This is a genomic window from Aliikangiella sp. G2MR2-5, from assembly GCF_015687155.1.
In the GTDB taxonomy this organism is placed as follows: domain Bacteria; phylum Pseudomonadota; class Gammaproteobacteria; order Enterobacterales; family Kangiellaceae; genus Aliikangiella.
This window is the reverse complement of record NZ_JADPQF010000001.1, coordinates 137,492-151,650: the sequence shown is the minus strand read 5'-3', so window position 1 is coordinate 151,650 and position 14,159 is coordinate 137,492. Positions and strand designations below refer to the sequence as shown.

The following is a 14,159-nucleotide window of genomic DNA, read 5'->3' as shown; positions in this document are numbered from 1 at the left end:
AAAGATGATGCCTATCGTCATTATCAGGATGAAATACAAAAACAGTCGATATAGCTTATGTACTAAATTGCGGTATAAAAAAGCCGACGGTTAGTCGGCCTTTTTAATGGTTAGAGAGTCTATCTACTTTTGATACTTCATTTCCTTGTGGAATTTCTCAAAATCTTTAACTTCCCTCTCCCCCTTTATCGACGCAAACGGCTTGTCTTTAAACTTGCTTCCTCTTAACTGAATTGAGAGCCTTGCGTTAGATTGATTATTAATGGTTTCTTGATAAAAAGTCTTGATATCGTCAAGTGAAACTTTTTCGACTTCAGCAATTAACTTTTGTCGAGAATTAAAGTCCCATTTTTCCTGATACCAGTCATTCAACATAGGAGCCTGTTCTTCTCTTAGATTTTTAGGTTTCTCATTAAGCTCAACCAACACACTCGCTTTAAGTTTTTCAAACTCATCAGGAGTAATGGCATTCAATTTCGCTACATATTCCTTCTTAAAATCATCAAAGCGCGCCTGCATATCCACTACATTTTTCACAGGTGTCTGAATCGCAAATCCAATTCCAGTGTAATCCTTAACTTGAGTCGCCATTGCAGTAACTGCATAAGCTAGTTGTTCTTCCGTACGCAGCGTTTCAAAAGTCTGCGTTCTCAAGTGTGATCTTAACACTCGTCCACGAGCTTCCTGCGTCAGTGTAGGCTCCGGATGAAAGTGTGCATCGTAAATAGCGACATCAGCAACATCCAGATTCTGCTTCAACGAGATAACTTCCCCTTGCGAAGGTTTCCAGTGCTGAGTTCTTGTATACTCTGTAATCTTGCGTCCTTCAGGCAGACGTTCATTGATCTTTTTCGCAAAAAACTCTATGTCACTTTGATCATAGTTTCCGAAAGCAAAAGCACGGATCTGGTTGTTTTTCATCACTTTGCGCATAAAGTTTTTCAGATCTTCTGCTTTAAGATTTTCAGCCGCATTTATCAACTTATCATCGGAGTAACCTGCTTTGGTTGTTAATGCAGTCACTTTGCCAAAAAGCTGATAAATTGGAAACTGTTTGCCCTGATTCTTAATATTACGGATAAAACGGTCGACAGCTTGAGTAAACGCTTTATCATCAAAATCAAATATCATTGCAGCCAGTCCTTTTTCAAGTAAAAGGGCCTGTTTATCGGTAAATCCGCTGACCAGGAGTTCAAGTCCATTTGCATCATTCAGGTAGAGTCCCATTCCAGCAATCGAAGCTTCCGTCGCTAAAGCACTCTGACGCAAATTATACAGGTCACTCCAAAGAGAGAAGAGAATTTGTCCCTCAATACCCTGTTGTCTCTCCGGACTATTGAAATAGACGCGAAGAACACCTTTAGGTTGTGTTTTAAAAGCTTGAGAAGGATATTGCCAGACTTTGATTCCATTTTCGTTATAAACTACTTCAGGCTTTGTTTGCTTATTGTCTTCAGTTTTCAGATCGAAAGCCTCAGGCAATAGGGTATTCACTTTAGGCAAAGATAAAGCCAGGCCAGAAGAATCTTTCCATGAATCAATTTCACTTTGCGCTATATCGACAACTTTATATTTGCCATCATAAAAATGCATGCTCTTATCATGGGGCTCCTGTTTGCTAACATACCAGACTCTCAATCTTTCTGGAGTTAGTTGAGACAAAACTGAACGAATAGCCTCAGCATTAAAAGTCTCATATGTATATGGTGCTACAATCACATCTCTTGCAGAATAGGTTTGCATTTCATCGGTCAGGTTTGACACGTAACTGAAGGCATTACCTTTTTCCAGAAAGCGAAACTGATTGTTTAAAGACGTCTTGATTTCTTTAAAATATTTTTTATCAACGCCTTCTTTTTTGATTTTTTCGATATAGTTCATAACGACCGAAGTAATCATTTCTCGCTGCTTCATTCCGGCATCGGTCAAATCGATATTAATCGCCAGACGTCCATAATTACCATACATATCTGGAGTTGCAGAGGCATTTAAATTTGATATCAACCCCATTTTTTTCAATAGATAAGCTGGAGTTCCCGGCATTTCGCTACCGATCAGATAGGCAATATAGCGATTGGGCTTGGATTTATAGTCATCAACATTGTTTTCAATTGTAAAGTCGATAATCAGCTGCTTGATATCCTGGTTAGGGACATAGTGAATTTTCTTGCCACCAAACTCATCAAAGTTTAGCTTCTGTTCAACTTCCGGCTTTTCTATGGACTTATTCTTGATGTTCGAGAAGTATTTCTTAGCTAATAACTTCATCTCACTAAGCGGCTTATTTGAGACCAACGCAACTTTCATAATGTTGGCGGAATAATACCGGTTATAGAACTCGACAGTTTCCGGGTGAAGCTTTGAATTCTCTTTGTCGCCCAAAGTTTCAAGATTACCAATCAGGAAGCGATTTGCAGGGTGCTCCCCCATCATCGAGCGTCCTAACTTGAACATACCAAAGAAATCCATTTCTCGACGCATAGACCATTCAGCATTCACCGCATTTTTTTCTTTTTCTGTATATTCAGGATAGAGCTTTGGTGTTTTAAAAAAGTCAGAAAAACGGTCTAACGCTTCATCATAGGCGTCATTGTTAATCTCGAACATATAGTTGGTAATATCTAACCAGGTGTATGCATTTGAAGAGCCACCATTTTTTGACATAAACTCACTGTAGCCAGCAACTTCAGGATACTTATCAGTTCCCATAAATAGCATATGCTCAAGATAGTGCGCCATCCCTTGCTGGCTCATAGGGTCATTCAGCAGGCCGACACCAACACTCAAGGCAGCAGCAGACTTCTCTACACTGGGATCAGAAACCAACATTACAGTAATACCGTTTTCCAGAGTGACAGCTTCGTAACCGCGAGTATCGTTCGGACTGACAATAACACTACTATTATCGGTCAAACTTGAAGATTTCTGATTAATGCCAGCGCAGCCCGCCATAAGGACTGCCGCAGACAGAATGCTTATTGATAGTCGTTTCATAATCCTTCCATTTTGTGTATTACCCGACTTCGGATAGCCTTAAATATAGACATAAATCTCCCGAAGTCTTTATCAACATGATGCTCCAGGAGCCAACAGCGCCCGAGCTTCGATTGCTCGCTATTATAAATCAGAATTGGTATGGGAATGTCGCTCAAAATGTTGCTATTTGTTTACATCACAATATTTTACGCGTAAATATTATCTGAAATGCCCACTGTCCCCGATAATACTCTCGAAAAGATTCTTATTTAGATTGTATTTCAACTATCAACCAATAACATCAATTGACAAGAATTACAGGTCAATAAGTTTAAATGATGATCTAAATCAAAATTATCTGCAATTATTAATAAGAATGATTTGCATTTGTGTTCGAGATTACGTATATTTCGCCTGTTTTTAGAACTAACGCAGGCTTAAAGCCAGCAACGAATTGAAAATACTCGGGGAATACAATGAAATTTAAATTATCCGCACTTGCTGCAGCCCTTATCGCTTCAGGTACTGCAATGGCGGCAGAGCCAACAAATCAAGAACTTCTGGAGCTCATCGAAAAGCAGGAAGCTCAAATTAAAGAACTGAAAACAGCTGTCAAAAAGTCTCAAAAGCAAGTTGAGCAAACGGTCGAAGCAGTTGAAAGTAACATGGCTTCAAGTGGCTCTAAAACGACTATCGGTGGTTACGGTGAAGTTCACTACAATAATATTGAAGGCGCTGAAGAGATTGATTTCCATCGTTTTGTATTGTTTGCCGGCTACGAATTTAGCGACAAAATCCGCTTCTTCTCTGAGCTGGAAGTAGAACACTCAATTGCGGGCGACGGTAAAAATGGAGAAGTTGAGCTTGAACAAGCTTACATCGAGATGGACTTATCAAACGACACCAAACTTAAGTCTGGTTTGTTCCTCATCCCGGTGGGTATTTTGAATGAAACTCACGAACCAAATACATTCTATGGGGTTGAGCGCAACCCGGTAGAGAAAAATATCATTCCAGCAACCTGGTGGGAAGCTGGCGCGACAATCAATACTCAGTTTAGCGAAGGCTTTTCAGCTGATTTTGCAATTCACTCGGGTTTAAATACTCCATTGGATGGCGATAAAGCTTTTAATATCCGTAGTGGCCGCCAGAAAGTATCCGAAGCTGCAGCTGAAAACTTCGCGTACACTGCACGTGTTAAGTATACTGCTGTTCCAGGCCTGGAATTAGCCGCTACTATTCAGCATCAGACAGATATTACGCAAGGTGAGCTTGATGCTAGCGCCAACTTGATTGAAGCGCACGCTGTATACAATAGTGGCAGCTTTGGCTTACGCGCTCTTTACGCAAGCTGGGATATCGACGGTGACGAAGCAGCTGCATTCGGTCGTGACAAGCAATCCGGTTACTATATTGAACCAAGCTACAAAATTAACGAAAATTTCGGTGTATTTGCACGATTTGCGGCTTGGGATAACACAGAAGGCGATGCGCTAGACTCTGAAAAAGAACAAACCAATATCGGTCTGAACTACTGGCCACATGAAAATGTTGTTTTCAAATTTGACCTTGAGAACCGCGGCGGAACTCAAGATGGCGACGGCTTCAACGTTGGCGTCGGATACCAATTCTAATTTCTGGTTGTTAGAATAAGCTGTTAAATCAGTATGGTGGATTGGGAAAGGCAGGAGAATTCTTGCCTTTCCTTTTTAGATTTTGAAAGATAGGTAAAAAGAGAAAGCTGATTAATGAAACTGGCAAAATTCTTTTTTATTGGAGTCCTGGTTATTTGTGCTGTAAACGTGCAAGCCAAAACATACCTGACTAAAAAAGATTTTCTGGCCATGGCATTTTCTCAAGATAATACCTCAACCTCAGAGTCCGGCGAAACGATAGAACCGGAAAAGAAAACCCTCTGGCTGGACGATGAATTGCAGTCTCGAATACGGGCAATTATTGACCATAACTATCCAAAGCTTCGTCTTAAATACTGGCAAAAGAATAACCAGACGGTCTGGTTTCTCGATAAAATTGGCAAAGAGCGACCAATTAGCTTCGGGATCAGTATTCAAAATAACAAAGTCGACCTCATTCGTGTACTTGCATTTCGCGAAAGCCGTGGTGGCGAGATAAGAATGCAGTCATTTACCGAGCAGTTTAACAATATATCTATTGACGAAAATAATAAGCTGGATCAATCTATCGACGGTATCACTGGTGCTACAATGTCGGTTAACGCCATGAAAAAAATTACCCGTATGGCGCTAATGCTTGATAAACTAGTTAACCAATGAACGCCTATCAAAAAAAACAAAAACAAAAAAAGCGCAAAAGTATCTTTCGTAAATGGCATCGACGAATGGGCTTCGCCGCTTCGCTGTTTATACTCAACCTGGCCGTTACCGGTATTCTACTCAACCACTATGAGCAGTTGGGGTTACATAAATCCTTTGTTTCCAGTAGCTGGTTACTTGACCTTTACGGTGTAAAAGCCCCTGAAGATGTGCGCTGCTATCAGCAAACAAGCTTCACGGCTTGCCAACTGGGAAGACAGATTTTTATTAACCAGAGCTACTGGCAGGAAAGCGAGGATATGCTTTTAGGGCTTATTCAAACCGGAGACAGCCTGTATCTGCTAACGGAAAGCGAACGTTTTATCCTTAGTCCAAAACTACAGTTAATTGATCAGGAACTAATAGCTGAGTCTATAGGACAGAATATCGATGCAGTTTACTGGCCTCTTAACCAAGATAACAATGAGCCACTCATCGTAAGATCAGCAAATGATTTCTTTCGATTTGATTTAGAGCAGGAAGAGTGGGAGTCGATGCAAAAGCCGCAGGAGATACAAGAACAGCCAACTTTCTCTCCTGGCTCGGAATCAGTAGAATTATTACAATCGCTTTATCGAGAAAACCAGATCACTCATCTTCGCTTTGTGCAGGACTTGCACAGCGGCAGAGTCATCGGACTATCCGGCCAGACAACCAATGATCTTTCGGCATTCATTCTGATATTATTGGCAATTAGTGGTTTTATTACCTGGCAAAGAAGAAAAAACAGACCTACAAGCTAACACCTTAAGCAATCGCGACAGGTAACGACGCTACAGCTACCCCTTTTTCAAAAACTCCTGGACCGCATTGGATTTTGAAATTTTCACAGGTTCCATTTTAGCAACCGCTCGTTTGATAGCAGAACTCAATGACCAGATTTCAGCACTGGCCACTGGGTCCGTCCACTCGTAAACACTGCAACCTTCGGCAAAAGAATCCATATAGGCAACCCGAAAAGTTAGCTGATTTTTAAAAGCGGTTAATTTGGAATGCTTGCCAACAGACTGCATCACCTCTTCAGATGACTTAACGCGACGCCTGACCCTGTTCCAGCATATTTTGGTTTTCAAAGATTTATTAAGCGTTTCCGCCTTATAAAGCAACTCTTCAAAAGCTTCAAACGACCAGATTTCTACTGATGACGGTGCCAGCGGCACTAAAATCAGATTTGAACAAAGCATCATGGCACGAACAACCGGGTTTACATGCGGTGCACCATCAATCAGGATATAGCTGAAATCATCCTTATTTTTTTCGATAAGGTTCAATAACTGAGCAGGCGTAGAAGCTTGCTCAAGCACCAGCCCGGTATCTTCATAGAGATCGGTTCGAACCTTGAACCAGGCAGACAGGGAGTTTTGTGGTGGATCACAGTCAATCATCATGACCTTATCCGACTGGGAGAAAGTCACTGCCAGGTTAGCGCACATAGTGCTCTTGCCAACGCCTCCCTTAGCCTGCGCAATAGAAATGATTTTCGCTGCCATAAGCCTTCACCCAAACCAACCAGTCAGCAGCCAGTGTGGATGCTTCTGGAGTGTTTATTTTTTTCTATCTGACTGATAATTTAGGATTTTTTTACTAATAAAGCAAATTTTTAATAAACTGATTTTATATTCCTTTCTATAAGAATCAGGCAAGATTACTGGTGACCGGACACAAAAAAGCGGCCATTTAGCCGCTTTTCGTACAATTTATCGACAGTTTCGATTAATTTTCGAAGTATCTCGCTTTTGCTTCTTCATAGTTATTCACCAGCATATCAATACCTGACTGCTCGTAGGGGCGTAAGCCACTCATAATAATATGTTTTTCACCACTACCAATAGACTTGCCATCAGCCTGGATATCAAAATTCATGATAACCATACCGCGTTTGCCATCTACATCAAATCGCTTACTCTGAAGAACGACTTCGGGCGCAGTCTCAGCGAAACTGGTGAACTCTATTTTCATCAGATCGTAAATTACCATCGGACGTTCTGCGTTAAGCATCATGCCTTCCTCTTCCATCAGCTCGACCAAAATATGCGGAAAAGTCTTCCCAGAGAAAGCCACGTAGGAGCGGATGAGTCCTTCGATAAAAGCTTCATTAACACTAACATCACCAGTTCTGTCCACGGTAAGAAAAGTCTTCTCTTTCTCGTTCTGGATAGAAACCTGAGAACCCTCTTCAACAAAGTGAACAGGTGTGTCACTACCTACCATTCCCTGAAAATTAAAGCTCATCGCCTTGCTAACACCATATTTACTGAGGGTCAGGGAGAAAAGCAGATCACCGGGAACACAAAAGCGCTTGTTGTCAGGATCATGGATTGGATTAAAGTCACCCGCTATCGATTTAGCAAAATCGCTCGCCTGTTCTCGTGAGAACGAAAAAGTATCTTCAGTTTGAGTGTAATAACGCTCGACAAACATAAATTCTCCCATCCAGTGCAATCTGAATTTTTTCTATCTAAACCTGACAATTCAGATGTCAGATAACCCGCCATATCTGGGGCCATTTTAGTGTGCGCGCACTATACAGAGGATTAAATAAAATGGCCAGTTATTGCTGGTTGTACCTGTGTTCAAAAAACATTCAACTGGCGAGCTTTCTGCGCCGTATCAGACCGGTAGTTAACCCGGTTCCTAATAGTATTACAACACAGGCCAGTAGCGTTCTCGGCTCCAACGACTCATCCAGAATCAAACCTCCCCAGAGCAGGCCAAAAACAGGGATAAGGAAAGTAACCGTAGTCGCGTTAGCAGCACCGGCAGACTCAATCAGACGAAAATAGAGAATTTGCGCAAAGCCGGTACAGAGCAAAGCAAGTATGAGTACATTTCTCCAGGCTTCAAAAGACGGTATGGTCTCAGGCCACCAGTAAACAGTAAAAGGCAGCAGAATAACGGCCGCAGTTAGTTGACTGGCAACGGTCGAAACCATCGGGTCCACACCTGCCAGGTGTTGCTTAGTGTAGTTGGCTGCAATTCCGTAGCTAAAGGCGCCAGCGAGACCTGCAGCAATAGCCAGAGAGGTCGCCAGACTGGACTCACTCAATTGACCGGTTAGCTCCAACTTGTCCCATACCAGAATGATTACACCAATAAAGCCTACCAATAGACCCAAAACAGCCAGCATTGTGAGTCTGTGACCCAGCCAGACAAAAGCGATGACTGCTGCACACATGGGGGTTGCAGCATTAAGTACTGAAGCAAAACCTGCAGTAACATAGAGTGTTGAAAATGCAATCAAAGAGAAAGGCAAAGCAGAATTAAACAGGCCGACAATGGTCATTTCTTTAGCCTTTGACAGCATGACTCCCTGACGTTTCTGGATAAAAACAAAAGGCAGCAACGCCAACCCGGCCAGAAGTACCCGGAAAAACATCATGGGTGCGGCACCAAACTCAGGTACCGAAACTCGCATCAATAAAAAAGACGATCCCCAAATGGCCGCCAGTAACACCAGATTGGCGATATTGCGAGAGGTCATAGAATGATTTCTCCAAAGTGAGCGATTGGTTAGCCGGGGCGCAATTCTAGTCTTATTTTAAGACAATTTCCCCCGTTATTTAGATAAGAAGGCAGCTTAAAATAAAGGCGTTAGAGCGACGACTGCCAGTTGATATTGCCCTGCTCCAGTTCAAGCAGCCGTTGCTTACGCCAGATCCCGCCGCCGTAGCCGGTCAATTGGCCGTTTTTCCCTATCACCCGATGACAGGGAATCAGGATGCTGATGCGGTTATCGCCGTTGGCTTTGGCTACCGCGCGCACCGCTTTGGGGTTATTAATCGCTTCAGCCTGCTCCTGATAGGCGCGGGTCTTACCGTGGGGAATGGTTTGTAATTGAGCCCAGACTTTTTGCTGAAATTCAGTGCCGGGACAATCCAGCGGTACGGTGAACTCGGTACGTTGACCTGCAAAATACTCTTTGAGCTGCCGATCCAGTAAATCAAATAATGGATGACTTCCCGGAACAAATCGGGCGCTTAATAATTTGGTTAAACGGTCGATCTGGGTTTCCAGCATTCGCCTGTCGGTAAACTCAAGCAGACAGATCCCTTTATCGCTGGCTCCGGCGAACATGGGGCCGAGCGGCGTCAGTATTCGGGTAATGGTGATGATCGCCTGATGCTTGTTACTCGGCGTATTTCCGGTTACCCGCTTAAAGGCGTCATTAAACCCGCTTAAAGATTCAAAACCGCTATCCATCGCCGCGTCGATCACTTTCTCCTTGTGCTTGATGAGTCCGAAAGCGCGGTTTATCCGTGTTGCCCGGGCAAAAGCCTGGAATGTCATGCCATGATGTTTTTTAAACCAGCGGCGTACACGCACCGGATCCAGCCCTAACTCCCGCAAATCCTGATCCTTGATTTTTTCACTGCTCGCCTGCTCCATTTTTTGCAGCAAACCTTTCAGCCATTCGGGCTCCTCGCCAAAAGGTTTAAGCGGCTGACATACCTTGCAAGGACGATAGCCAAAACCTAGCGCCTGCTTCACGTTACTAAAATACTCGACATTCTCCGGCTTGGGCTTACGCGCATTACAGGTAGGCCGGCAACAGATCCCGGTAGTTTTTACGCCGACCACAAACACGCCTTCATAGGCAGAATTTTTGTCGACCAATGCCTGATACATGGTCAGCTGATCGGGTAAACTTACCTTTTCGGTCATGGGGTTTAATCCTGATATAATGTACTCACCGGACTTTCTACTTAAATCGGACTCTCTGTTTAAGTCAGACTCTCTGTTTAAGCCAGACTTGCAACAAATCGAGCGTGAAGAATTTACTATCATAAAATTGCCTTTAAACTGACGCAAACGAATCAATAACAAATATTATCCGGGTAGCAAAAAAACATTGCTTCCGAAAAATGGACAAGGAATTTTTTATGGATATTTCTCTTGAGCGCAACAGCAGAAATATGAAACCAATCCCCCTCTCTCAACCTGGTCCTCAGTGCACAGGACAAGGACTCGAATTATTAGCTATTGCCCTGCTTTGCTTCCCAGCGCTATTGCCCGGCTCCACCATCGCTGAAGAGTCTGAAACCTCTCAAAACCTGGCTACAAGCAGTATCTGGCTAGGAGGCTCAATCAGTCAATACGACTACTTCAGCCGCTATCCCAGTGAGACCAGACCTGACGGTTTTAGTTTGGGAGCCAGCCATTTTGTTAATGAAGACTGGATGCTTTCGGCGAGTATCAATAAGCAAAGCGCAAAAGAAGTCTGGCAAGTCGACTTTGGTGATCTTGGAGTTTTATCGAGCGGCGCAGAAACTGAAACCAAGGCCTACGCCATCGGCGTCAGCTGGTTTGCTGAAGATTTTGCCCTTTCGGCCACCTATAGTCAGATAGATACGGTGGAAAGAGCCCTATCTCGCGTACCGGCGATAATCGAATCGCTTGAAAGCGACGATTCTGCATTAAGTTTCTCCTATGACAGTTCAACAGGTATGGATAGCTGGATATTGGACTACAGTATTGGCATCCAGTATCTGGAAACTAAAAGTTTTAGCCGACAAGCTTTTATTGGAGAGCCGCCAACTGTAGCCGCAGCAGACTACGACCCGAAAAGCTGGAGTCTGTATCTGGATCTGACCATGAGCTACTGGATGGAACAGGACTCATTCAGCTGGGCGCCTTCTTTTTCCTTTGGCTGGACGGCGGAAGTTTCAACTGACGGCGAACCGGTAATTGTTATCGCAAGAGGCGAAGAAAGACGTTTGTTAACCCGCGTAAGCGACCAATTGCTGGACAGTTTTAGGATACCGGACTCGGGTTATCTGGAGTTCGCACTAAATTTTGACTGGGAAAATAACTGGAGTAGCAGTTTTTCGATTAATCAAACTTTATCATCGGAGCCGGATATTTTGAGTCTGGATATTGATGTTGGGTTTAGTTTTTAGTTGTTCTTGCTGAAAGTTAATATTTAAATCGGAGTGTCTAATCTTTCCTTTTTTGCCGCAATAACTAGCGAATATTCAAAAGATGGTGTGTATAAAATTTTTATTTTGGTATTGGACCTCTTAGACACAACATCATTAAATAACTTTTTACTTATTGCAATGGGAATTTTTTCACCGACATTGTTAAAAAAAGCTTCTGAATGGATGAAACCAGGCCATTTCGACTTACTTTCATACCCAGCGATCAGCTCACCCTCAAATATTGGAGAATAAATATATGCCACTATATTTTTGATGAATATATATAGATAAACACCCAAAAGACCTATGCCTATCACTCCTAGCTTTAATTCGTTTTGAGTTATTCCTGCTCCAATTAAAAATCCGACTATCAGAAATCCCAAAACAATCTTAATACTAGAAAAATCACTTTTTAATTGTTTTAGAATTATCTTTAACTTTCTATCTTTTCGAGACAGTAAGTCTGCATAAAACTCAGGGTCTTCGGACACCCATTCGGTCCCACCGATATCAATCATTATTTATTATTCCCTCCAGTTTAAATCAGTGATAAGTATCTGACACTCCAAATATATTCGTGTTAGGACTGAACCTAACTATAGACGGAGTCTACTGTTTGTGGGTAACTCGAATCTCTAACGCTTATTTAATTTGTAAGGCGATTTCTGCCGAATCAAATTCAAGTACTAGCTAAGTACCTTCATTGATTTCTTCAAAACTTTCATTCGCTTTATTTTCCAGCTTAATCGCGTAGTCGATGTCCTTCTCTACAAAACGACCAGAGCGATAATAATTTGCGAGTTTTTTACAGGCAATCATCTCGCCAACAGTATTTCCGCCTCGCATCAAGATCCCTTGGTATATGGACACAGCTTCTTCTTAGTTCCCTAACTTTGTTGCTCTTGAAGCCTTCCCGATGTCAGCACTAGAAAGTAATTCTTTACCAAATTGATTCGTTCGCTCAAACTTCAAAAGCAAGTTGGCGTATGCTCGCAACGTTTTAGATAAAGCTTTTCTGAACATTTTGAGTACCTAACGCATGTCTCAATTGAGGCGCTGTTGTTTTCTTGCCTTCAATTGCAGGCACTGGTTAGGAGCTTCAACCATTTGCAAAGTGCTCCAATACTTTATTAATTGGTAAACAATCATCATAGTGCCCTTCGTGGAATTTTTCATCAGGGCAAGCTCGAAAATCTGAATGAGGATAATACCCAAAACTAACGACGCACTGTAAGTTTTTGTTGTATGAGACTGGCGTCATCAAGAAATTAATACCGGTTTTTTTTGTAAATTCAAGTTCAACCCTTTGAAGAATGAAATATCCTTGCTCTCGATTATTTTGAGTCCAAAATACTCGCTGCCCTCCAGACATTCCCGCATAGATATCATTACCATAATAAGCACCAGACAAGCTATGAACATTTGAAAGCCTAACCTTATTTAAGAAAGCGTGATGTAAAATCTGTCTGCTTTTACAAGAGTCACCATAATATATATCTTTGTTATTGACTGGTTGTCCAAATGTGCAAAAGTCCCTGTACCAACCTGTGCTGTCCGACGACTTTGGAATGGCTCGAACAATGAGAGGGCCTTTGCTAGGAACCGGAACTGAGACGCAAGCACTAAGCATTAGCATAATTGAAATGATAGCAACGGCCCGTATCATTCTGACTCCTAACAGCTTATTATTGCGCACTGTGCGCGATATGCAAATTGTGCGTTATTGATTTTAAAGTGAACTCAAGTTATCCGTTTTTTCGAGGAAACTCAAGACCTCTAAGGATTATATTATTATTCAACCAGCAATAAGAGACTATTTGTTTTTGTTAATAACTCTAAATTTGCTCTTTGATAGAAAATATCTTTTCCCCTTAAAATCAAAAAGCTAGAAGTTCATAATTCGAATTATCGCGCATCATGCGCAACAACTCTGAAAATTAGGTTTCACTGAAAATCTTACTAATTCGCTAAAACTCGACTGGAAGTTTTAAGCTCCCTCCACTTTTCAATGGGGAGCTTAAAGTGAACTATTGAAATGGTGAATTTCTACTTTAGATATAGAGCAGAATTATCATTTGTTGTCAGACTTTATAAAACCAGGAATCAGAATGCATCAGTTCGAGTATAAACCGATAGAGTTTATTCCCTAGTTTAACTTTTCTAACAAGCTTTCAGCAGTGATCCGCTTTTTATATCCTTTATAGAAATACTTATCCTTTAGCTCTCCGTCTGGAGAAATCACCATGACACCCGGATAAGGTATCCCGTAATGTTTATCGCCTAATTTATAATCCTTATTAAGAACTTTGAACCGCCTAACCGTTTTTGCCTTTTGATCTGCCAGCAGTGGAAACGCGATATTCATCGACTTGCTAAAAGTGTTTAGCGTTTCAACCGAGTCGTAAGAAATGCCGACCATTTTATAACCTGCCTGCTCGATTTGCGGAACAATTTGATTGAGTTCAACTAAATGTCGCTTACAAAAAGGACACCAGTCTGCCGAGCGAAAAAAGACCACAACCACACCTTTTTCGCCATAAAAATCAGCCAATTTCACCGGCTGATTTTGCTGGTCGATAGCCATAATTTCGGGCACCTGTGAACCAATGGACGGCCCCACTCGAATGGATTTCAACGCTTTAGCATTTGCATTGACGCCAAAAAGCAGGCTCACAAAAAGAGAAATAGTAATCAATAATGCTTTTGTATTAAACATAGGACTCCCAAAAATGAACTTCATGGTTAAAACTGTAATCGGTAGCCTAATGACTGACACTTTCGTCTAATGTTACAAATAACCACAAGAAATAATTACGGGAAATTGGTTGAGCAAATCTGACTCTAGGAATGAATGATTTAACGCTGCACGCCAAAAGAAGTGAAATACATCGGATACAAATCCCCAGGATGGGTTACGCCAGGCTTCCCCCAT

The 14,159-nt window shown here is 42.1% G+C and carries 13 protein-coding genes; 4 read left to right on the top strand and 9 right to left on the bottom strand.

The window, feature by feature from the left end; all coding sequences use genetic code 11:
* Positions 1-123 precede the first annotated feature (123 nt).
* Positions 124-2,994: an insulinase family protein gene (locus tag IYN84_RS00615; protein WP_196137241.1), complete on the bottom strand. Its 2,871-nt coding sequence runs from the start codon at positions 2,992-2,994 to the stop codon at positions 124-126.
* Positions 2,995-3,452: 458 nt separating this feature from the next.
* On the opposite strand from IYN84_RS00615, the gene IYN84_RS00610 reads away from it, so the two are divergent.
* The 3 genes from IYN84_RS00610 to IYN84_RS00600 all read left to right on the top strand — a co-directional run bounded on the left by IYN84_RS00610 (position 3,453) and on the right by IYN84_RS00600 (position 6,052).
* The gene (locus IYN84_RS00610) at positions 3,453-4,610 is read left to right on the top strand and encodes a porin (RefSeq protein WP_196137240.1); all 1,158 of its coding nucleotides are present in this window, start codon (positions 3,453-3,455) and stop codon (positions 4,608-4,610) included.
* A gap of 114 nt (positions 4,611-4,724) precedes the next feature.
* Positions 4,725-5,270, top strand: a complete 546-nt coding sequence (locus IYN84_RS00605; protein WP_196137239.1) for an FMN-binding protein — start codon at positions 4,725-4,727, stop codon at positions 5,268-5,270.
* Positions 5,267-6,052, top strand: coding sequence for a PepSY domain-containing protein (locus IYN84_RS00600; RefSeq protein WP_196137238.1), 786 nt, complete (start codon positions 5,267-5,269; stop codon positions 6,050-6,052). Before IYN84_RS00605 ends, IYN84_RS00600 begins: the two co-directional genes overlap by 4 nt.
* A gap of 36 nt (positions 6,053-6,088) precedes the next feature.
* On the opposite strand, the gene IYN84_RS00595 is transcribed toward IYN84_RS00600, so the two are convergent.
* The 4 genes from IYN84_RS00595 to IYN84_RS21520 form a co-directional block, all read right to left on the bottom strand.
* Positions 6,089-6,799 carry a ParA family protein gene (locus tag IYN84_RS00595; protein WP_196137237.1) on the bottom strand — a complete coding sequence of 237 codons (711 nt, stop codon included), beginning with the start codon at positions 6,797-6,799 and terminating at the stop codon, positions 6,089-6,091.
* 223 nt (positions 6,800-7,022) lie between these two features.
* Positions 7,023-7,730 (bottom strand): DUF3581 family protein, encoded by a 708-nt coding sequence (locus IYN84_RS00590; protein ID WP_196137236.1) that lies wholly within the window; start codon positions 7,728-7,730, stop codon positions 7,023-7,025.
* Between the two features lie 163 nt (positions 7,731-7,893).
* The gene (locus IYN84_RS00585) at positions 7,894-8,790 is read right to left on the bottom strand and encodes a DMT family transporter (RefSeq protein WP_196137235.1); all 897 of its coding nucleotides are present in this window, start codon (positions 8,788-8,790) and stop codon (positions 7,894-7,896) included.
* 110 nt (positions 8,791-8,900) lie between these two features.
* Complete coding sequence (locus tag IYN84_RS21520; protein ID WP_196137234.1) at positions 8,901-9,971, bottom strand: bifunctional transcriptional activator/DNA repair enzyme AdaA; 1,071 nt, start codon at positions 9,969-9,971, stop codon at positions 8,901-8,903.
* A gap of 218 nt (positions 9,972-10,189) precedes the next feature.
* On the opposite strand from IYN84_RS21520, the gene IYN84_RS00575 reads away from it, so the two are divergent.
* On the top strand, positions 10,190-11,206 hold the full coding sequence (locus tag IYN84_RS00575) for a hypothetical protein (protein ID WP_196137233.1): 1,017 nt from the start codon (positions 10,190-10,192) through the stop codon (positions 11,204-11,206).
* Positions 11,207-11,229: 23 nt separating this feature from the next.
* Here IYN84_RS00575 and IYN84_RS00570 read toward each other — a convergent pair whose 3' ends face one another.
* From IYN84_RS00570 to IYN84_RS00555, 4 genes are all read right to left on the bottom strand, one after another.
* A complete protein-coding gene (locus IYN84_RS00570; protein ID WP_196137232.1) occupies positions 11,230-11,745 on the bottom strand; it encodes a hypothetical protein in 516 nt (171 codons plus the stop codon).
* A 172-nt stretch (positions 11,746-11,917) separates the two neighbouring features.
* Positions 11,918-12,097 carry a hypothetical protein gene (locus tag IYN84_RS00565; RefSeq protein ID WP_196137231.1) on the bottom strand — a complete coding sequence of 60 codons (180 nt, stop codon included), beginning with the start codon at positions 12,095-12,097 and terminating at the stop codon, positions 11,918-11,920.
* Between the two features lie 229 nt (positions 12,098-12,326).
* Positions 12,327-12,893 (bottom strand): hypothetical protein, encoded by a 567-nt coding sequence (locus IYN84_RS00560; RefSeq protein WP_196137230.1) that lies wholly within the window; start codon positions 12,891-12,893, stop codon positions 12,327-12,329.
* Positions 12,894-13,373: 480 nt separating this feature from the next.
* A complete protein-coding gene (locus IYN84_RS00555) occupies positions 13,374-13,943 on the bottom strand; it encodes a peroxiredoxin family protein (RefSeq protein WP_196137229.1) in 570 nt (189 codons plus the stop codon).
* Positions 13,944-14,159: the final 216 nt, after the last annotated feature.

What these genes read in the sequence shown, in the direction of transcription:
- IYN84_RS00560 (WP_196137230.1), bottom strand. Translation starts at nt 12,893, where the DNA reads ATGATACGGGCCGTTGCTATCATTTCAATTATGCTAATGCTTAGTGCT.
- IYN84_RS21520 (WP_196137234.1), bottom strand. Translation starts at nt 9,971, where the DNA reads ATGACCGAAAAGGTAAGTTTACCCGATCAGCTGACCATGTATCAGGCA.
- IYN84_RS00590 (WP_196137236.1), bottom strand. Translation starts at nt 7,730, where the DNA reads ATGTTTGTCGAGCGTTATTACACTCAAACTGAAGATACTTTTTCGTTC.
- IYN84_RS00610 (WP_196137240.1), top strand. Translation starts at nt 3,453, where the DNA reads ATGAAATTTAAATTATCCGCACTTGCTGCAGCCCTTATCGCTTCAGGT.
- IYN84_RS00605 (WP_196137239.1), top strand. Translation starts at nt 4,725, where the DNA reads ATGAAACTGGCAAAATTCTTTTTTATTGGAGTCCTGGTTATTTGTGCT.
- IYN84_RS00555 (WP_196137229.1), bottom strand. Translation starts at nt 13,943, where the DNA reads ATGTTTAATACAAAAGCATTATTGATTACTATTTCTCTTTTTGTGAGC.
- IYN84_RS00600 (WP_196137238.1), top strand. Translation starts at nt 5,267, where the DNA reads ATGAACGCCTATCAAAAAAAACAAAAACAAAAAAAGCGCAAAAGTATC.
- IYN84_RS00585 (WP_196137235.1), bottom strand. Translation starts at nt 8,790, where the DNA reads ATGACCTCTCGCAATATCGCCAATCTGGTGTTACTGGCGGCCATTTGG.
- IYN84_RS00615 (WP_196137241.1), bottom strand. Translation starts at nt 2,994, where the DNA reads ATGAAACGACTATCAATAAGCATTCTGTCTGCGGCAGTCCTTATGGCG.
- IYN84_RS00570 (WP_196137232.1), bottom strand. Translation starts at nt 11,745, where the DNA reads ATGATTGATATCGGTGGGACCGAATGGGTGTCCGAAGACCCTGAGTTT.
- IYN84_RS00575 (WP_196137233.1), top strand. Translation starts at nt 10,190, where the DNA reads ATGGATATTTCTCTTGAGCGCAACAGCAGAAATATGAAACCAATCCCC.
- IYN84_RS00595 (WP_196137237.1), bottom strand. Translation starts at nt 6,799, where the DNA reads ATGGCAGCGAAAATCATTTCTATTGCGCAGGCTAAGGGAGGCGTTGGC.